At 41.4% G+C, this 19,352-nt stretch carries 21 protein-coding genes; 10 read left to right on the top strand and 11 right to left on the bottom strand.

Annotated elements, in window-relative coordinates:
• Positions 1 to 37 precede the first annotated feature (37 nt).
• The 3 genes from GO816_RS07520 (at position 38) to GO816_RS07510 (ending at position 2,193) form a co-directional block, all read left to right on the top strand.
• Entirely contained in the window at positions 38 to 1,126 is a 1,089-nt protein-coding gene (locus tag GO816_RS07520) for an Mrp/NBP35 family ATP-binding protein (protein WP_157540730.1), read from the top strand.
• A 34-nt stretch (positions 1,127 to 1,160) separates the two neighbouring features.
• The gene (locus GO816_RS07515) at positions 1,161 to 1,439 is read left to right on the top strand and encodes a NifU family protein (RefSeq protein WP_157540729.1); all 279 of its coding nucleotides are present in this window, start codon (positions 1,161 to 1,163) and stop codon (positions 1,437 to 1,439) included.
• A gap of 109 nt (positions 1,440 to 1,548) precedes the next feature.
• Entirely contained in the window at positions 1,549 to 2,193 is a 645-nt protein-coding gene (locus tag GO816_RS07510) for a peptidase associated/transthyretin-like domain-containing protein (RefSeq protein ID WP_157540728.1), read from the top strand.
• Positions 2,194 to 2,292: 99 nt separating this feature from the next.
• On the opposite strand, the gene def is transcribed toward GO816_RS07510, so the two are convergent.
• From def to GO816_RS07495, 3 genes are all read right to left on the bottom strand, one after another.
• Positions 2,293 to 2,865 carry a peptide deformylase gene (def, locus tag GO816_RS07505; protein WP_157540727.1) on the bottom strand — a complete coding sequence of 191 codons (573 nt, stop codon included), beginning with the start codon at positions 2,863 to 2,865 and terminating at the stop codon, positions 2,293 to 2,295.
• A gap of 200 nt (positions 2,866 to 3,065) precedes the next feature.
• Positions 3,066 to 3,647, bottom strand: coding sequence for a TetR/AcrR family transcriptional regulator (locus tag GO816_RS07500; RefSeq protein ID WP_157540726.1), 582 nt, complete (start codon positions 3,645 to 3,647; stop codon positions 3,066 to 3,068).
• Between the two features lie 67 nt (positions 3,648 to 3,714).
• Positions 3,715 to 4,464 (bottom strand): SDR family NAD(P)-dependent oxidoreductase, encoded by a 750-nt coding sequence (locus tag GO816_RS07495; protein ID WP_157540725.1) that lies wholly within the window; start codon positions 4,462 to 4,464, stop codon positions 3,715 to 3,717.
• A gap of 162 nt (positions 4,465 to 4,626) precedes the next feature.
• Between GO816_RS07495 and GO816_RS07490 the strand changes: the two genes are divergently transcribed.
• On the top strand, positions 4,627 to 4,992 hold the full coding sequence (locus GO816_RS07490) for a VOC family protein (RefSeq protein WP_157540724.1): 366 nt from the start codon (positions 4,627 to 4,629) through the stop codon (positions 4,990 to 4,992).
• A gap of 73 nt (positions 4,993 to 5,065) precedes the next feature.
• Here GO816_RS07490 and GO816_RS07485 read toward each other — a convergent pair whose 3' ends face one another.
• Positions 5,066 to 5,362 carry a Dabb family protein gene (locus GO816_RS07485; protein WP_157540723.1) on the bottom strand — a complete coding sequence of 99 codons (297 nt, stop codon included), beginning with the start codon at positions 5,360 to 5,362 and terminating at the stop codon, positions 5,066 to 5,068.
• A gap of 177 nt (positions 5,363 to 5,539) precedes the next feature.
• Between GO816_RS07485 and GO816_RS07480 the strand changes: the two genes are divergently transcribed.
• Complete coding sequence (locus GO816_RS07480; RefSeq protein WP_157540722.1) at positions 5,540 to 6,415, top strand: PfkB family carbohydrate kinase; 876 nt, start codon at positions 5,540 to 5,542, stop codon at positions 6,413 to 6,415.
• On the opposite strand, the gene GO816_RS07475 is transcribed toward GO816_RS07480, so the two are convergent.
• Positions 6,412 to 8,853, bottom strand: a complete 2,442-nt coding sequence (locus GO816_RS07475; protein ID WP_157540721.1) for an AsmA family protein — start codon at positions 8,851 to 8,853, stop codon at positions 6,412 to 6,414. The genes GO816_RS07480 and GO816_RS07475 overlap by 4 nt on opposite strands.
• Positions 8,854 to 9,085: 232 nt before the next feature.
• On the opposite strand from GO816_RS07475, the gene GO816_RS07470 reads away from it, so the two are divergent.
• On the top strand, positions 9,086 to 10,456 hold the full coding sequence (locus GO816_RS07470; protein ID WP_157540720.1) for a TolB family protein: 1,371 nt from the start codon (positions 9,086 to 9,088) through the stop codon (positions 10,454 to 10,456).
• Positions 10,457 to 10,495: 39 nt separating this feature from the next.
• Here GO816_RS07470 and GO816_RS07465 read toward each other — a convergent pair whose 3' ends face one another.
• On the bottom strand, positions 10,496 to 11,986 hold the full coding sequence (locus GO816_RS07465; protein ID WP_157540719.1) for a porin family protein: 1,491 nt from the start codon (positions 11,984 to 11,986) through the stop codon (positions 10,496 to 10,498).
• On the bottom strand, positions 11,983 to 12,570 hold the full coding sequence (locus tag GO816_RS07460; protein ID WP_157540718.1) for an RNA polymerase sigma factor: 588 nt from the start codon (positions 12,568 to 12,570) through the stop codon (positions 11,983 to 11,985). The genes GO816_RS07465 and GO816_RS07460 overlap by 4 nt, the downstream gene beginning before the upstream one ends.
• A 157-nt stretch (positions 12,571 to 12,727) precedes the next feature.
• Between GO816_RS07460 and GO816_RS07455 the strand changes: the two genes are divergently transcribed.
• The 4 genes from GO816_RS07455 (at position 12,728) to GO816_RS07440 (ending at position 16,755) form a co-directional block, all read left to right on the top strand.
• Complete coding sequence (locus GO816_RS07455; RefSeq protein WP_157540717.1) at positions 12,728 to 12,961, top strand: hypothetical protein; 234 nt, start codon at positions 12,728 to 12,730, stop codon at positions 12,959 to 12,961.
• An 84-nt stretch (positions 12,962 to 13,045) separates the two neighbouring features.
• Positions 13,046 to 14,545, top strand: coding sequence for a sensor histidine kinase (locus tag GO816_RS07450; RefSeq protein ID WP_198171443.1), 1,500 nt, complete (start codon positions 13,046 to 13,048; stop codon positions 14,543 to 14,545).
• A complete protein-coding gene (locus tag GO816_RS07445; RefSeq protein ID WP_157540716.1) occupies positions 14,542 to 16,071 on the top strand; it encodes a TlpA family protein disulfide reductase in 1,530 nt (509 codons plus the stop codon). The genes GO816_RS07450 and GO816_RS07445 overlap by 4 nt, the downstream gene beginning before the upstream one ends.
• A complete protein-coding gene (locus GO816_RS07440) occupies positions 16,072 to 16,755 on the top strand; it encodes a LytR/AlgR family response regulator transcription factor (protein WP_157540715.1) in 684 nt (227 codons plus the stop codon).
• A gap of 131 nt (positions 16,756 to 16,886) precedes the next feature.
• On the opposite strand, the gene rplS is transcribed toward GO816_RS07440, so the two are convergent.
• The 4 genes from rplS to GO816_RS07420 form a co-directional block, all read right to left on the bottom strand.
• Positions 16,887 to 17,234: a 50S ribosomal protein L19 gene (gene rplS, locus GO816_RS07435; RefSeq protein ID WP_157540714.1), complete on the bottom strand. Its 348-nt coding sequence runs from the start codon at positions 17,232 to 17,234 to the stop codon at positions 16,887 to 16,889.
• A 202-nt stretch (positions 17,235 to 17,436) separates the two neighbouring features.
• Positions 17,437 to 18,114, bottom strand: a complete 678-nt coding sequence (trmD, locus tag GO816_RS07430; protein WP_157540713.1) for a tRNA (guanosine(37)-N1)-methyltransferase TrmD — start codon at positions 18,112 to 18,114, stop codon at positions 17,437 to 17,439.
• A gap of 54 nt (positions 18,115 to 18,168) precedes the next feature.
• Positions 18,169 to 18,696, bottom strand: coding sequence for a ribosome maturation factor RimM (gene rimM, locus GO816_RS07425; protein ID WP_157540712.1), 528 nt, complete (start codon positions 18,694 to 18,696; stop codon positions 18,169 to 18,171).
• An 88-nt stretch (positions 18,697 to 18,784) separates the two neighbouring features.
• Positions 18,785 to 19,324 (bottom strand): 30S ribosomal protein S16, encoded by a 540-nt coding sequence (locus tag GO816_RS07420; RefSeq protein ID WP_157540711.1) that lies wholly within the window; start codon positions 19,322 to 19,324, stop codon positions 18,785 to 18,787.
• Between the last annotated feature and the right edge of the window lie 28 nt (positions 19,325 to 19,352).

The raw sequence follows: 19,352 nt of genomic DNA, 5'->3' as shown, positions 1-19,352 counted from the left end.
CGCACCTGTTTTAGTATTTTTGTGCCATATTATAAACATGCAAATAACAAAAGAACAAGTATTACAAGCCCTTAGCCATGTAGAAGAGCCGGATTTAAAAAAAGACCTGGTAACGCTAAACATGATTCAGGACGTTCATATAGACGGTAATAAATTAGCCTTTTCGGTAGTATTAACTACCCCGGCGTGCCCGTTAAAAGGTTTAATTGAGAATGCCTGCCGCAATGCAATAAGCCATTTCATCAGCTCTGAAATTGAAGTTACCGTTAACATGACCTCGCAGGTTACTACGCAAAAAAACACCGGCGTACCGGGCGTTAAAAATATTATAGCAGTAGCATCAGGCAAGGGTGGCGTTGGTAAATCAACCGTGGCCGCTAACCTTGCTTTGGGTTTGGCTGCAACGGGTGCGCAGGTTGGCTTAATTGATGCTGACATTTACGGTCCATCGGTGCCTATTATGTTTGGCCTTGAAGGTGCACGCCCTAATGCCACACAAGAAAACGGCAAAACCCGCATTGAACCTATTGAAAAATACGGCATCAAGCTATTATCAATAGGTTTCTTTACAGATCCTAATCAACCTGTGCCATGGCGCGGACCAATGGTCTCGACAGCCGTTAAACAATTATTTAACGATGCCGACTGGGGCGAACTTGACTACCTGGTAGTTGATTTACCTCCCGGAACCGGCGACATACATATCACCGTAACACAAAGCTTTCCTATTACGGGAGCGGTAATTGTAACTACACCGCAAAATGTGGCATTGGCTGATGCTAAAAAGGGCGTTGGTATGCTCATGATGGAGTCAATTAACGTGCCTATACTGGGTGTTATTGAAAACATGTCATACTTTACCCCTGCCGAGCTGCCTGAAAACAAGTATTACATTTTTGGACAAGGCGGTGGCGCTAAGCTTGCTGAGTTAATAGGTGCTCCGTTTTTGGGCGAGCTACCGCTGGTTAAAAGCGTAAGCGAAAGCGGTGATGCCGGCAAACCGGTTGTACTTACTGAGGATGGTGTTACCAGCGCTGTTTTTAAAGATATTGCCGAGCGTGTAGCACAGCAAATATCAATCAATAACGCAAAGGCTACAGGCTACGCCGATGTAATAAATCGTTAAAAATTAATATCTTTACATTAATAAATTGATAAACATGAGTTTAGTTGAAGAGGTAGAAACAGCGCTTGATACCATACGCCCATATCTTGAAGCCGATGGCGGCAATGTTTCGGTGGAAGAGATTACTCCTGAGAAAGTGGTGAGGCTTAAGTTGCTTGGCTCATGCGGTTCATGCCCTATGAGTATTATGACCTTAAAGGCCGGTATTGAACAGGCCATTATGAAAGCCGTGCCCGAAATTACTGCTGTTGAAGCCATAAACCTAACCGATATTGATGACCCTAATGCCGTATTACCGGCAAATATGCGCTAATGTTAAAAGGTGTTAAATGCTGCAGAGCATACATCAGTTGATTATATTTTTGCGTTATTAAACTATTGTAAACCCGGCAACGTATAAATTGTTGGGTTTTTAAACGTGTATGAAAAAGTGTTTACTGGTAATGGTAATAAGCCTGCTTGGTGCAGTGGCTGCCTTTGCGCAAAGGGCTGATAAGCCGCTTGTGCAATTTACCGGTATAACCTATAACGCTGATAGTGCAAAGGTGATTGTACCGTATGTAACGGTTACCAATCTATCCAACAAAAACTCTGTTGTTATAGCTAATTACAAAGGATACTTTTCCTTTGTAACGCATGAGAATGATACGTTGCAGTTTACTGCTGTTGGTTATGCTCCATTAGAAATGGTTATACCTGTAAACAGGGAAAGTAAAAGCTATACGGTGAAGGTAATGATGAAGCCGGAGATAATAGCTTTACCGGCTTTCCACATGTTGCCATGGGCCACAACTGATGAGTTCAGGAAAGACTTTTTGACGATGAAACTGGCTGATGATGATTTAGAACTGGCCCGTAAAAATTTAAATAAAACTCCGCTTACCGGCGTATCATATAGTGCAATGCCGCGCGATGCTAACGAAATACAATCGGCCGTTGCACAAGATATGCATCAGCGTATACTTAATTCGCACTCGCTTATACCCAACCCATTACTCAACCCTATTGCCTGGGGTAGTTTAATTAAATCAATTACAGCGGGCGATAAGAGCCGAAACAGCAACTAATTATAAATTTACTTTGCAGACTGGTAAGCCGGTATTACATAAAAAAAGCGACGCTGATTCACAACCAACGTCGCTTTTCTTTTTTATACTTCAGCAAAGTTATCTACCTTTTTTTGCGGCAGGAAACTTCATTTTATAATCAACCTTTACGGCACCTTTAGAAATATCATTCAGGCGCTTTTCAATTAACCGTTTGCGCAGCGGGCTTAGCTTGTCGGTAAACAGCTTACCCTCAATATGGTCATACTCATGCTGAATTATGCGTGCCGCCATACCGTTAAACGCTTCCTCATGATGCTGCATATCTTCATCATAGTAGCTTAAACGCACTTCGGGTTTACGGTATACATCTTCGCGAATATCAGGTATACTAAGACAACCTTCATTAAATGGCCATTCTTCGCCGGTCTCTTCCACTATCTGCGGGTTAATAAATGCTTTTTTGAAGTCTTTCAATTCCGGCTCTTCATCATCAAACGGGGTGGCATCAACTACAAATAATCGTTTTGATAAACCAACCTGCGGAGCGGCCAATCCAACGCCGCGTGCGTTGTACATGGTTTCATACATATCGGCAACCAGTTGTTTAAGACCGGCTATTTCCTGAGGTTCAAAATCAGTGGCCTTTTTTCTTAAAACAGGATCGCCATAAGCTACAATGGGCAATTTCATAACTGCAAATTTACAGATTTTATGCTTTTTAAAAGCATGGGGTCATTCAATGTTAATCACTCTTGTGTAAATACCAGTTGATAACCGAATTTTATTGACCATGTTTTTATCTGCTTCAACAATTGTATGCAGGCATGGAGCCGTAATTGGATACAATTATCCATCAGACCACTTAGCATGCTTAAATAGAGTTAGCCACTTTAATCAAGTGCTGCTATGGTGAGATTAATAATGTTATCAAAAAAGTCTTTGTTGGTGGTTGATTTAGCAGTGACCCGCATGCCTTTTAACGCATTGAGTACAAACCTCGAAAGTGATATTGCATCATGTTTGCTACTTACCTCCCCGTTTTCCTGGCCGGTTTTTATCACCTGGTAAATTGCTTCTTCCATTTGCTGGTCGTTGCGGCAAATCACCTCGTTAACCTCCTTATCGGTTGATGCCACCTCAATTTCGGCATTAACCATAAAACAACCACGTTGCTGGCTTTCATCGGTTAAATCATTTGTGGCCAGTTCCAATAAATTCCTTATCGTTTCCCTGGCAGATTTGCCGCTAGTAATAATATTCTGAATTTTGGCAGCACCCGAAAGCTGGTAGCTTTCAAGCGTTTTAAGAAAAAGCGTATGCTTATCTGTATAAGTGTCATACAGGCTTGACCGGCTTATGCCCAATGTGTCTACCAAATCCTGCATGGATGTAGCATTGTATCCCTTTTGCCAAAATAGTTGCATGGCCTTACACAATACTTCGTTTTCATCAAAATCCTTACTTCGTGCCATAACAATAAATAGCTTTGCTTACAGTAAGACAAAGCTATTTAAATTTAGTTAGTTATTAAACCAACAATTAACGTACGCCGCCGCTTGCAAGCAGTATTTCGCCGGTTAACCAGCGCGAATCGTCAGAGGCTAGAAATACGGCAACGCCAGCAATATCATCTGGCTGGCCAAGGCGACCTAGTGGCGTTGTACCAACTATCTGCTTTTCAAAATCGCTACCAATAAACCCGGCTGTGTGCGTACCCTCTGTTTCAACCATACCAGGGTTTATGGAGTTAACTCTTATTTTACGGCTGCCTAATTCTTTAGCTAATACGCGTGTAATACCATCAACTGCTCCTTTGGTAGCAGTGTATATTGAACTTGCCGGCGGTGCAAGACTGGTGATAGCCGAGCCTATATTTATAATACTGCCCCCGTTTGCCGAAAAGTGTTTAACCGCCCCCTGTGTAGATAATAGCAAACCCAAAACATTGGTATTAAACTGATGATGGAAATCTTCAGCGGTAACCTCTTCAATAGCGCCAAATTTGTATACACCGGCGTTGTTCACCAACACGTCTACCGCGCCAAATGCTTCAACGGTGTCAGCAAAAAGTTTGGCTACCTCCTGCTCGTTTGCTACGTTGGCTTGTAAAGCTACTGCTTTGCCGCCCGCTGCCACAATATCAGCAACTACCTGCTCAGCACCAGCTTTTGCCGATGCATAATTTATCACAACGCTTGCACCTTGCGCTGCAAGGCTCTTAGCTATACCAGCACCAATACCTTTTGATGCACCTGTTACTACTGCTACTTTATATTCTAATCTTTTCATCTTTAAAACAACGCCCCCTTATTGGAACAATCGTTCCGCAAATGTAAATTTAAAATGGAACAAGCGTTCCAAAACAAACTTATATGAGTTAATGATGACACTTTGAATGTTGCTTTCGTACCAACTAGGGATTTGTGTATGTTTGAATAAAGCCACTCAAATATGAATCACAACATAAAATCATTAAGACCTTTTATTGGCGCCAAAAACTTCGGCGAATCGAGCAGCTTTTACCGCGACCTTGGCTTCACCGAAACTAAACTTGAGCCAAAGCTGTCTGTATTTCAGTTGAAAAGTACCGCATTCTATTTGCAGGATTATTACGCCAAAGACTGGGTAGATAATACCATGCTGTTTTTGGAAGTGGATGATGTTGAGCGTTATTATGAGGAGCTTAAAGCACTGAATTTACCTGAAAAATACAGCAGTGTTAGGCTAGAACCTATTAGGGTAATGGGTTGGGGAAGCGAGTGCTTCCTTCATGATCCGTCAGGCATATTGTGGCATATCGGTCAGTTTAACCAGTAGTCATATTCAATATAGTAAGCGGTATAAATGTTACAAAAAAAAAGACCGGCTTTGGTTAAAGCCGGTCTTTTTTTTATTGTGCATCGTAAATTACAACGCGGTCAAAGTATACCCTGAATTCTTCAAGGAAAGCTTTATGCAAAGGGTGCACCTGGTAAACGTCGTGTCCGGCCATATCTTCAAACAACAATATAAGGCTGAAAGTGTAAGTTGTATCAACAACAGCGCGCTCAATTGGCGCTGGCGTACCAATGTGTAAGGTTTTAACAGTCTCAACTCCTGCAAGTGTTTCCAAGCTTGCGCGGAAAGCTGTTTTTTGTTCGTCGGTTGTATCGGCTTTAAGCCAAAATATTACGTGGTGTGCTAACATGATTAAATTTTTCTCAAATATATTTATTGATTTATATTAAACAGTATTTAGCAACCTTCATATTGCCCTCATTTACCTTTTGTCTTTCCAAATAAGTGTTGTTTAAGCATTTTGACCCAATACAGACCTGCTTATTTAAATGAGGTGTATATATTTGCCCCTTTGGTAAAAAGCTGTATGTTAAAAATTTGCTGCGTAGGTCATATTACATTAGATAAGGTTGTTAACTTAAACGGCGTTAAACACCTTTCAGGAGGCACATCCTATTACTTTTCAAAAGCCTTGCAGCACATGGATGTTAGTTACAGTTTGGTAACATCGCTTGGAGAGTCTGAAATGGCGGTTGTAGACGAGCTCCGGTCTGGAGGTACAACAATCAAAGCTTTCAACAGTAAACATTCCGTATACTTTGAAAACACTTATAGTGCAAATCAAAATCACCGTAGCCAACGCGTATTACAAAAGGCCGACCCTTTTTTAATTGAGCAGTTAGATGATATCAATGCCGAGGTTATTCATCTCGGCCCACTCCTTGCCGACGATTTTGCATTAGATACCATTAAATTTTTAACAACTAAAAGCAAGCTGTCTTTAGATGCACAAGGCTATCTGCGCGAAGTGAGAGATTGTGAAGTACATGCTATAGACTGGCCCCAAAAGCAGGAAGCACTTAAATATATACACACGCTTAAAGCCAATGAGCATGAGCTTGAGGTGCTAACCGGAAAAACCGATATTAAGGCCGGAGCGCTTATGCTGGCCGACTGGGGCGTTAAAGAGGTGGTTATTACCTTAGGTAGCTTAGGCTCTGTTATTTATGCTGATGAGGTATTTTATGACATACCTGCTTATGTACCTGCAACTATAGCTGATGCCACTGGCTGTGGTGATACCTATATGGCAGGTTATCTTTACCGCCGTGCAAAAGGTGATGATATCGATAAGGCAGCAAACTTTGCTGCTGGCATGGCCGGGTTAAAAATTGCGCAGTCGGGTCCTTTCACCGGCACAAAGGATGACGTTTATAACTTCATTGCCTCTTTTAAAAGCTAGTCCTTTTTGCGGTCTTTGTTAAACCCTATTTTCACTTTACCTGTTTCATCTTCCTTTGCAGCAAGGTGAAGCACAATACCCCTGTATCTGCGTTTTTTCAGTTCTTCCTTATCAGTTATCTCTGCATCCTTTTTAGGATTACGCAATGGCACATCAAATGCAATGTTAGTACCTTTGGTAAGTCCGTAAACGCCCGCTATGTCGGCGTTGAGTACGCTGGAATTTAACTGCATAGGGTTGATAATTATTTTATCACCCTGAATATCAAACTTAGCATCAAGCTTGGGTATTTCGATGTTTTTAAGATTACGGAAAGGGAAAGCAAACTTGCCTACTTTAATTAACGGTTGGTAATTAAGCAATGCACTGTTGCGCAAGCTTACGTACGTTGTACCATGTATTGAACGCGGAACCAATGAGCCCTTGTCATTTATCCCTCCGCTTATGTTTGCTTTAGCAGAAAGGTAACCTTTTAAGTTTTCATAAGTAATATCCTTTATTCCAAAATTATCAAACGAATAAAAGAACTGACGAATGTCAACGCTGCTAATGGTAGTGTTAATGTTGAAATTATTAAGATTGGCTCCCTGCATTAACTTGCCGTTTAAGCGCAAAGTTCCGTTTGCATGTTTTAAACCAACATCTTTAATTATAATGCCGTCGCCGGTGGTAAGCAGGTTGGCACGTACGTCAGTTGCCAAAAACTTTTTGTAGTAAACTTTGGCAACTTCCATGTGCATTTCCACATTTCCTTTATCTAATACGTTGCCTAACTGGTCAATAATGTTGCCGCTATTGCCACTTCCTCGGCGCACTGTTTTGGTTTGTACTTGTTTACGGGCACCTAAAAAGCCAATAAATTCCGCCAGTCTTAACTCCGGACTTTTGATGTTCCAGGTAAGAAGCATTTTTTCAGGAGCATCGTAGTAGAAATTCAGGAAATTGTTCACACGCCCGTTCATCATTACTACACTGTGCCCGCTTTGCACCCGTATGTTATTTAGTATTAAATCATTCTTCACAAAATTTAGTGAAAGGGAGGTGTTTTTAAAAGCCAGGTTGCGGGGCAAATAAACAGCATCGGCATTCCGGAAATTGATAACACCTGCTATAACCGGTTTATTCAGCCTGTAGTTAACAATGTCGGCCTTATAGTGCAAATCCATGTTAGCCATACCTTTGCTGAATTTGGCAATATCATCAAGCATATAATTGAAGTTTGCCAAAGGAAAATTTGATTTGAAGTTCCCGGTTGCAATAGGTTTTTCAAGATTGATAATACTGCCCGTATCAATTAAAAACGGCAGGTGATTGTAACGCCCGGTGAATTTAAACAGCCTGATAGCTGAGTTTGCATCATTAAAGCCCTTACCTTTTTCAACTTCGTTGGTAAAAACCGCGTTAAAGTTACAGCTGTCTATCTGTCCGCCCGGTATAATCAATGTGTTGTTTCTAATGGTTCCGGCTACGTGCAGATACGGGTCGCCACCACCCAGGCTACCAGCAATCGTGGTCTTTAAGTCAATTGGCTTCGTCAGGTTAAATTTATCAAGTGTCTTCTTAATATTATCAGCAAGTAGCAATGATGCACTGCGCCACATTATTTGATTTACTATAAGATGTATAGCAAAAGCTGTTTCCTTTTTGCCGGTATCAAACATGGCATTAAGCTGAAATACATCGTAACCAATTTTCAACCCCTTTGATGATATAAATATCTTATCTGTTTCGTTGTTAAACCCGGCCATCATCTGGCCCGATATAAGCTTATCCTTAATAAAACTTCCCTTTTTTGTGTTGAATGCAAGGCTGCGCGCCATTACATCCAATTGCAAAGCTGCACGCCAACCACTATCAGGGTAAGCCATTTTTCCGGAAAGTTTATTTATGTCAAATGAAAAGAGCTTATTGTTAGCCTGGTTATTTACAGCAAAGCTTACGTTACTGAGGGAAAACTTTCCAAACTCTGCAGAACTACCGCCATCATCATCAGGCTTATTTGTCTTGGGAGCGCTTTTCTTCTTTTTGAACACCGATGTATTACTATAGCCCGTACTGTCTTTATATAACTCAATGGCAGCGTTGTTTATGCCAATATTACTGATACGTATGGCTCCACGTAGCAGTGCCGCAGTATTTATAGATACATCAAAATCTTTTGCTGAAAGCAGGGTGTGCTTATGTTCGGCCCAGCGCTTGTCTTTTATAGTTACGTTTTTGAGCGATACTGAAATTCCCGGAAATCCTTTAAAAAAAGTAGTCTCCATGTCGCCGATAGCCAGGTTACCATCAAGGTTTTTGTTCAGCGTTGACGTAATTAACGACAGCACCTTAGCCTTATTAGAATTGATGTAAATAAACAACCCTACTGAGAGAAGCACAAAAAGCAAAACAACACCGGCAATTACTTTAAGTATGATTTTTAACCATTTAGGCATTGGGAAACGGAATTTAAGTTAAAAGCCTGAAACCTTGCATTTTGTTTGCTTGCAGAACTTGCATGTTTAAAAGAACGCGCTACCTCGTAATTATCAGGGTAACAATTCTATAACAAAGCGGCCTGCACTGTCCTGAAAGCGGGCAAGGCTATTTGATTTAATTGTAGCTTAGTAATACCAATTGTAATTGCATATACGGGCGGCTTTAGCCCGGTTCACTCGATTTTAAATCATGATAACAAAAATATTAACCGGCATTACGCTGCTTGCAGCAGGTATATTTTTCACCGCAAACGCCCAAATAGGCAAACGGTTCCCGTCTGAACGTAAAGTGGTTAAAGACCCGGTTACAGGTACCATGCTTACTTTTTTAACAAGCACCCCGGCGGGCGACAGTAAAATTTACCAAACGCATCCGCAATGGACATCAGACGGACAATGGCTGGTTTTTCGCTCAAACAGAGCAAAAGGTGAAGCTTTAGCTGTAAATGAAAAAACCGGCGATATGGTACAAATTACCGAAGGTGGCTATACCGGCATGCTTAACCTGGCGCGTAAAAGCATGAAGCTATATTTATTACGCCGGGTTGATACTCAAACTGAAGTTCAGGACCGCAGTGTACCAGCAGCTATGCAATTGGTAGAGATGGATTTAAGCAAGATTTTAACAGACAGCAAAGCGGGTAAAATGCAAAAACTCTCTGCCTATCAACGTATATGCGGCACTATACCTGCAGAAATGGGTGCAGGTGGCGACATGGCTTTAGATGCTGACGAAGATAAAGTCTACTTCCACGTAGGCCGAACAGAAGCAGCTAAGCATATGCAGCCCGGCACCAAGGTTGAAAGCGCCTTTGGTCCGCGTAATATGGGTGCCGGCCCCAATGGGCTGGCAAGCATGAATATTAAAACAGGCGATGTGAAATACATTGTCACCGTACCATTTCAAATTGGACACATACAGGTAAACCCATGGGTTGCGGGCGAAATTATTTTTTGCTGGGAAACCGGAGGCAAATCTCCGCAGCGTACGTGGACTGTAATGGCAGATGGTACTGGTTTAAGGCCACTCTATCCGGAGGCAACCCATGAATGGGTTACTCATGAAGCTGTAATTACGCCCGATGAGGTAGCCATTGCCATTATGGGCCATCGCAAAATACCAGGGACTAACGCCCAGGGTGAGCCGGGCACCGCAGTTGGGGGAGCTAACCCAGGGCAGGAAAGTGCCTGGGGCCCATCAGGAACACGCGAAAAGCCAACAGGTTTAGGCATAGTAAACATTCACACACGCGAAATGACCATAGCCGGCCAAACTCCAAGTGGCAGCGGTTTATGGCATGTAGGCGGCTCAAAGGACGGACGATGGGCCGTTGGTGACGATTTTTCACGTAGTGTATACCTTATTGACAGACATACTCGCGAAATGATCATGTTATCAACCGGTCACAAAACTACAGCTGCCGATCACCCTCATCCAACCTTTAGCCCCGATGGCACAAGGATAGAAATACAATCAGCCATGCTTTCAGAAGACGGCAGATCAATGAATATCTGTATAATTCCGGTACCAGACAACTGGTTAAAACGAACTTATAAATAGATGCTAATTTCAAATGGTAAAAAACGGTAAAGCCGCTGTTTATTGCATTCTTTTATATTGCTTAAGCCAATAAGTTACGCCTAATTGAACGGACTTATTACTTTGTGTATAACTTCCTATGGCATTATTTACTCTGTAAGGCTTTAAGCCTATGTATCGCGCCTCTATACTAAATTGTTTAAAGTTAATGGCTATGCCTCCTACTATGCCAAGGCTTACCCTTTTCGTAAGCACAGGGCTGCTTACCAATGTATCAATCGTTTTGGTATACCCCAAAGTATCCCTCACACCGGCTACAGCTCCAAAAGAATATGCTTGATTACCAAGCTTACCCGCAAAGCTGGCAACTGCACCACCCTTAATACTAATGAGCTTATTTACTTTATAGGTAAGTATAAGCGGAATATCAGTGACTAAAATTTTGTGCTTTTCATTCACAGTAAACGCCGAAGATGAATCGGGCTTGAAAAAGCTTGGATGTGAATAGCTGCCGCTAACCTGGCGCGCTAAATTAATACGGATACCTGAGCCTATAAGCAAACGTTGTGACAGGGCCATATTGGCTGTTAAACCGCCATAAATGCTAGTGTTCTTTGCAATATTTAATCCGGCCTCCGCTCCGATATTAAAGCTCGGGGTATTAAGCTCCTTAGCTAACGAACCTTTCCATTTCCTTTGCTTGCCGGCTTTTGCAAATAATGCAGTTTGATTATTTTCCTCTTTCTCGGGCAACCAACCTGCTAATACGGGAGGTTGCAATACCTTCATTTGATGACCATTTTTTTTGCTTACAAACACTTTAAGAGGCACCTCTTCTTCTATAGGGATGGAAGATTGATAAACAGCATCGATATAATTGAATAATTGTTGAGGGTATTGAGCGATATCTTTCCGGCTATGTTTAAGCTTTTGCCAAGGATTATAATCAATGTTGTTGGCTATGCTGCTAGGCTCTTTGGCTTTATCACCGTTTGACTTTTGGGTTATATTTTTTTGATAAGCCTTTTCTTGACTATCATAATTATTCCCTAACGGCGATACAGGCTCATCACTCTTACCTGTTAATACTCTTGCGCGCAACTCGGCACCTGACTTGTCTTCTCCAACTGACACCAAGTTTTGTATATCTAAACTATCCTTATTAGTAGCTGGTGTTGATGTGTTAAGCGTATCACCTGAAAGCTTTTTCAAAGCTACTAAGCTATCACTTGCTAATGGTTTATGCCTTTCAATGCGTTCCTTTTTTTCAATTGTTTTATCCTTCAGTTTTTGCTTAACGGGCGGCTTAACAGCAAACCAGGTGGCTGCTCCTACCATTGCCGCAGCGGGCAACACATAACCAATAACCGATATTACTTTTGCAATTAACGGCTTTGTAACCGCCGGGGCAGCAGTTGCGGGTGTCTGAACAGGAAGGTGTACATCGAGAATTTTTTGCATACCCAACCAAGCTGCATCTGCATCGGTTTTTACAGGCAGTTCTTTTAATTTTTTTCGCCAAAGCTTATTATACCATGCTGAATTTTTCATGTTGCTTTGTTTGATTTTTCAGTTGGTTTGTTAACTTGATTGTTTGACGGCTGCAGTAATTCTCTTAACTGCTTTTTAGCTGCAGAAAGATGCCAGCGCGATGTACTTTCGGAAATATTCAGTTGCTCACTGATATCGTGATGTGAGTATCCATCAATTACAGCAAGGTTGAATACCAGTTGAGTGGCTGCGGGCAGGGTACGTATTGCCAACAGCACATCATCAACATATAGCTTTTCTAAAACCGATGGTTCTACAAAAACTTCGTCAATAACATCAAAAGTATTAGCTACATTATTAAAACGCGCTTCTTTCCGGGCCAGGTCAATACAGGCATGCACCATAATGCTATGTATCCAGGCACCTAATTCGCCTTTATGTTCATTATAATATTTTATGTTTTGATAAACCTTTAAGAAGCCTGTATTTAAGGCTTCATATGCCAGTTCATCCGCAGACAGATATCGATAACAAAGCTTGAGCATGTCTGCATAAAAAAACTTGTACAAAGCTTCTTGCTCCGGGCGCCTGTTGGCTTTGCAGCCCTCAATTATACCGGGCATTTGCTTGGTAGATATGCTCATTAAATATACAGATGACAATAGGCGCGCAGCAACTACTATTATACCCTACGTAAGCTAAGTGCAAAACGCTGGGTAAAATGTGAAATTTATTTCAAGGCCAGCTTACCCAGCATTTTTCATTCTCGCTACGTAATGAAGAGTATATAAACCTTTCATCATGCACAGCATCAATCAAAAATATACAGAAGGTCTTTTATACTTCTATAAGCTATCATATAAAACAAAAAATAAAACCTTAATTAATACTTTTAAGCGGCTATTTAAACGCAAACCAAAAACGAATGACTTTTACAGCCGTTACCCCGAAAAATTCACTAACCCCGACCATTATCAATGGCAGGGAGGCCGCCTGCTTACGCGTAACGAACTGGAAAAATTAACAGGCAAATAGCTCCGACACACATTTTCATCACATTTTACGGCCGGTTGGTCACATTTATTTTTAAGCGGCAACGATGCTGGTTAAGATTGCAGCATGAAATTCAAACACCTCGAAATTGCCTTAGCCACATTGCTGCTGCTCACTCACACCTTCGGGCTGCTTAACACCGCCGATAGCTACATGCACGGCTATTTTACTGCTGATTCTTTTGATGCAGATGTTTTTAGAAAGCATGGATACGTATTTAAATTTACCAACAACTTTTTATGGCCATCAATTATTGAATACCTGGCTTACTACCTGTCATTTGTATGGGTGGCCTGTATGTTGCCCAATTACTACCTGAGTAAGCAAAAATGGGGAAAAGCCATACTTACCATTGCAATTGCATTTGTGGCGGCTATGGCATTATTTTGTGTGAATTACGTATTACGCTTTCCTTACCATAACGATTTGCTTTACCGGGCAATTGTTAAAAAACTACCTCAGGCTACCATTTGGTTCGAAGCACTGCTGGCTTACCAGGCAGCTAAACAATTAATTAATTGGTTGCTTGCGCATAAACAACACACTTATTCGGTTACACGCATGCGCATAAGCCGCGAAACAGCTTACTTTTTAATGTTGTGGGCAACACTGCTGGTTGGGTGCTTTATATTAAAGTCTCATGTGAGCGTAACATTCTTTATTGGTCTTGTTGTTCCTTGCGCCTTTATTTGCCACATAGTTATAATGTATTGGCTTATACCACAATACTGGGATAAAAGAGCCGAACGAATGGGATTTTGGTTTATCTTATTGCTGGTTACGCTTGGAATAAATTTGCCACTCACCGGTGCATTTGCCTACAAAGCCACCTACTCGGGCGTAACACGCATAATTTCATTCCTGGTGTTTTGGCTTGGGCAGCTACTTCTTATAACTCCGCTTAGCTTTTATATTTATCAATACCGTAAAAGTTTGCAGGCTGAGCTAAGCGGTTTAAGAACAGATTTAGGTGCTTCAACAGCAAATCTACAGTTTTTGCGCTCACAGATAAATCCGCACTTCCTATTTAACGCGCTTAATACCCTTTACGGTTTGGCCCTTACCGAAAAAGCTGAAAAAACAGGTGAAGGCATACAGAAACTGGGTGATATGATGCGCTTTATGCTGCATGAAAACACTTTAGAACGCATTGCATTAACGCAAGAAATTGATTACCTGCAAAACTATATTGATTTGCAAAATATGCGCACAGCATCTTCGCCGCTTATTAATATCACCGCTAATATGCCTGCAGAAGCCGAAGGGTATTTCATAGCGCCCATGCTGCTCATCCCGTTTGTTGAAAACGCTTACAAACATGGCATCAGCCTGAATGAAGAATCGTGGATAAACATAAACTTGCAAATAACCGACGGCACGTTACAATTTGATGTGCAGAACAGCATACATCAACGTGCTACCAACGATCCTGAAAGTACTCGCTCAGGCATAGGTCTTGAAAACGTACGGCAGCGCCTGCAGCTGCTTTATCCGCAAAAGCATGAACTGGTTATACGCCAAAAGCCAAACGAATTTTTCATTTATTTAACCCTTAACCTCAAATGAAAAACCTTATCACAATTTCTTTAACTATTGGCGTCATCATTACTCTTTTGCTTACTCCAAGTGAAACCCTGGCGCAATTTAAGCTGAGCGGTAAAGTTGAGCACCTGCAGCAAGCCGACACTATTCAGTTGAATATTCCATATTTATACGGATATTACTATGAAAATATTAAGCAGATACGGTTAGACAAGCAAGGAAATTTCACGGCTGATATTCCCCTTAGTACCACCAAGTTTGCTACGCTGATGTATCATAGTAGGTTGTGGACTATCATGATGAAGCCTGGAAAACAACTAGAGGTGACCATCAATTCAACTGATACCACTTTAAGCACGTTCAAAGGATCGATAGCTGCCGAGAATAAGCTATTGTATCAGGTTGATGCGGGACAGAAACCTGCTTTTATTGCCGCCGGTACACGTGGAAACAACAGCTATGCTAAAGGTACGGTAGCCGAAATAACCGAAAAGGTAATTAAACCGCAATTAAAATTAGGTGAAACACGGGTTACTCAGGTACGGGCATCCGCACTTAACACCGCCGACAAACGCCTCATAGCGCAGGAAATACGTACCGAAACCCTCAACTGGCTCAACTTTTTTGCGCGCGGCATTATGAACGTCAACAAAGCCGATTTGATGGGATTATACAAATTACTATACGGCAGCATTAAACCCGAACCCGATGTACTGCCCGCCGGGCCACAATTTTACCAGTTTGCTGATGATTATATTGGCTACATGGAATCGCAGGCGGTAATATATATGCAAGGGCTTGATAAGGCCAAAGCCAATACAACGCCTGTACCCTACTTTAATGTTTCTTTCGATGATGCCATTGCACTCGCAAAATCTAAAGGTAAGTTGTATGTAAACTGGTTAGCAGTAAAAAACACCTATAATAAACCTGTAGCTGAAGCAATGCTCGCACAATTTATAAACGCTAAATGTTCTGAAAAAGACCTTACCGAGGCTCGGCCGTTAATGGATGAAATGATTAATCTGTATCCGCAAAGTAAATACCGCCCTCAACTGGCCGCACGTATTGCTAATATGCAAAGTGCTTTGGTTACCAACAAAAGCAACGAGGGCATACACATTATTGAAGGCTTCGAGAAAATAAACTCGATATACGAAATAGTTAACCGATACAAAGGCAAGGTAGTATACCTTGATATATGGGGTACCTGGTGTGGCCCCTGCCGTGATGAGTTACGTTTTGTGCCCGAACTAAAAAAGCAATTTGAGGGCAAAAATGTAGTTTTTATCTATTTGGATATGGACGATGATATTAAAGATGCACACTGGCGTGACTTTATTATGGTAAACAACATGACGGGCATACACCTGCGTAAAAGCAATGCCGATATTCAGAAGTTTTGGGATGAGCTGCAGCCTGACAAAAATAAGCAGGGTTCTTACCCAACTTATTTTATATTTGATAAGAGCGGAAAAGCCATTATAAATGATATTAAACGACCGAGCAATAAAACGCTGTTATACCAACAAATAGCACAATACCTGTAAATGATAAACGCCATAGCTATTGATGATGAACCCTTTGCCCTGGAAGTAATACGCGCTCATGCAGCCAAGGTACCGTTTATTACAGTCAAAGAAAGTTTTACCAATGCCTTTGAGGCTATTGCTTACCTGGCACAAAACCCTGTTGATTTGCTTTTTTTAGACATCAAGATGCCCGATATATCGGGCATTGAACTAATGGAGAGTTTGCAGGTTAGGCCGCTGGTTATTTTTACTACTGCCTATGCCGAGCATGCCGTGCAAAGCTATGAGCTTAATGCAGTTGATTACCTGCTTAAACCGTTTGCGCTCACACGTTTTTTAAAGGCCTGCCATAAGGCTAATGATTTACTTCAAGCACGAAAACCTGGAAAGATACCCGGAAGCAGCATTTTTGTAAAGTCAGGGTATGAAACGGTACGTGTAAGTTTTGATGATATACTTTTTTTAGAAGCTGCCGGGAACTATGCAACGTTTATTTTAAACGACGATAAACGCATAACAAGCCGCTTAACTATCACTGAGGCAACTGAGCTTTTACCTCCAGGCACGTTTGCAAGAGTACACCGGTCTTACATTGTTAATACAAACAGGATTGACAGAATGGAACGGCATCAGTTACATATTGGAACGCACAAGGTGCCGGTTGGAAATTACCCCTTACCAACGTTGAACAAACTCAATTAAACACACCCTTTTATGCTAACTGCTGCAAAAGGGTATTTGAATTAATTTAACAGAGAAAGGCCGTTTCGGATAAACTCCAAAACGGCCTTTAATATTTTAGTATCAGCTACGCTACTAATCTAAAACGGTAATTAAACGCGTTTTGATTTGATACGTGCAGCTTTACCGGTAAGAGCGCGCAAGTAAAATAATTTAGCGCGACGAACTTTACCAAAGCTGTTAACTTCAATTTTATCGATGTTTGGCGAGTTAATTGGGAAAATACGCTCAACACCAATACCGTTTGATACTTTACGTACGGTAAAGGTTTCGGTGCTGCCTGCGCTGTTACGTTGAATAACTACACCTTGGTATAGCTGCACACGCTCTTTGTTACCCTCTCTGATTTTATAGTGTACAGTTACAGTGTCGCCTGATTTGAATGCAGGAACTTGCTTTTTTTCAACTGACTGCTCTTCAACAAATTTAATTAAATCCATGATTTTAAGCTCTTAATGCGATTTTCAACCCGTAAAAATCGGATTGCAATAATAGGTATATTTTTTTGATTTTAAAAGACGATTTTAAAAATAATTTATTTGATGTATATAATTCTAAAGCACTGATGTGCAAATAGTAAAACCACTTAACATACATCAAATAAACGCGCTGGCAAACCTCCGCATTTACGCCTCAAAAAGGCTATTCTCCCAGTAAATCGGGGCGGCGCTGGCGTGTGCGTTCCAATGATTGCTCAAAGCGCCATTTTTCAATTTCAGGAGTGTTACCGCTCAACAAAATATCGGGCACCCGATGCCCATTCCAATCGGCAGGCCGGGTATATACCGGCGCGTCTAATAGTTCACCTTGAAAAGAATCTGATAAGGCAGAAGTTTCGTCAGATAGCACACCTGGTATCAGCCTCACTATAGCATCAACCAAAACCGCAGCCGGCAATTCTCCGCCTGATAGTACGTAATCGCCTATAGACAGCTCACGAGTCACAAATAAATCTCGCACGCGCTGATCAATACCCTTATAATGCCCGCAAAGTATAATGATGTTGCCTTTAATGGAAAGCTCATTAGCAATGCCCTGGTTAAGGGTAACGCCATCAGGTGTCATAAAAATCACTTCATCATAATTGCGCTCACTTTTCAGCTTATCAATGCAGGCAGCAAAAGGTTCTATCATCATTACCATACCGCTGCCACCACCGTAAGGATAGTCATCAACATTTTTATGCTTAAGCGATGAATAATTGCGCAGGTTATGCACATGTATTTCGGCAATACCTTTTTTTTGCGCACGCTGTAATATTGAGTGAGCAAAGGGGCTTTCAAGCAAGCCGGGCAATACGGTAAGAATGTCAAAACGCATGATAATGTAATTTATAATAAAGAATGCACGAAAGACTAACTAAGAGAACCCTGCTTACCCGTTTAAATAAACATCTAACAAGCCCTCGGGCAAGTCAAGGTAAACTTCCCCTCCCTCCATATCAATACCTTTAATAAACTCCGTGTTAAGCGGGAATAATACTTCGCGGTTTTGATAATGCACGGTAGCAATAACCTGTTGAGGATATTCGGTAACATCCGTTATTTCGCCAAGCTCGCCTTGAGTTTCGTCAATGGCTATAAAGCCTTCCAAATCCATCAATGTAAAATCATTTGGATCCTTTTCGGGCATAAGCTCATTTGGCAGGTACAAATCTTTTTTAACCAGTGGAGTTGCCTTATCAATATGGTCAACATCTTCCAAAAAAAGGTAAGCGGTGTTAGCCTGCGGATACTTGATCTGGCTTACAAAGTACGGCACCAGTTTACCGGCCACATCAAAAAAAATGGCTTTAAAATCAATATCCTGCACTCCGTCAAAATCAACATATACCTGCAGTTCGCCCTTAAGTCCGCGGGTTTTGGTTACGGTACCTATTCTGAAATAGTCTTCTGTTTTCATAAGCCTTTAAACACTTAACCTTTTAAAACAGCAATAGCGAAACAACAGGGTTGTTTCGCTATTGCGTAAAAATTGATGAACTTTAAAATTACTCAGCAGCAGTTTCTTCAGTTGATTCTTCTGCAGCACCTTCTTCAGTTGCCGGAGCTTCTTCTACTTCTTCAGCTACAGGAGCATTTTTAGCAGCAATAGCTGCAGCTCTGTCTTCATTCTTTTTAGCCTCAGCAGCTAAGGCAGTTTTACGTGCATCAGCTTTAGCTGTACTTAAGCTATCTTTTTTACCAGTGATTTGACCTGATTTGTTTTCAGTCCATTCAGCAAATTTAGCATCAGCCTGCTCTTGAGTTAATGCACCTTTTTTAACACCACCTTGTAAGTGTTTTTTGTACATTACACCTTTATAAGAAAGGATAGCACGACAAGTATCGGTTGGTTGTGCACCATTGCTTACCCATTCAAAAGTTTTATCGAAGTTGATGTCGATAGTAGCCGGATTGGTATTAGGGTTGTATGAACCTATACGCTCAATAAAACGACCGTCACGTGGAGCACGTGCATCTGCCACTACGATGTAGTAAAAAGGTTTTCCTTTTTTACCGTGTCTTTGCAATCTGATTTTAGTTGCCATTCTTTTTTTCTTTGATTATGTATTCAAC

Origin of the sequence: Mucilaginibacter aquatilis, from assembly GCF_009755275.1 — a bacterium.
Taxonomy (GTDB): domain Bacteria; phylum Bacteroidota; class Bacteroidia; order Sphingobacteriales; family Sphingobacteriaceae; genus Mucilaginibacter; species Mucilaginibacter aquatilis.
This window is presented reverse-complemented; position numbering and strand designations above follow the sequence as displayed.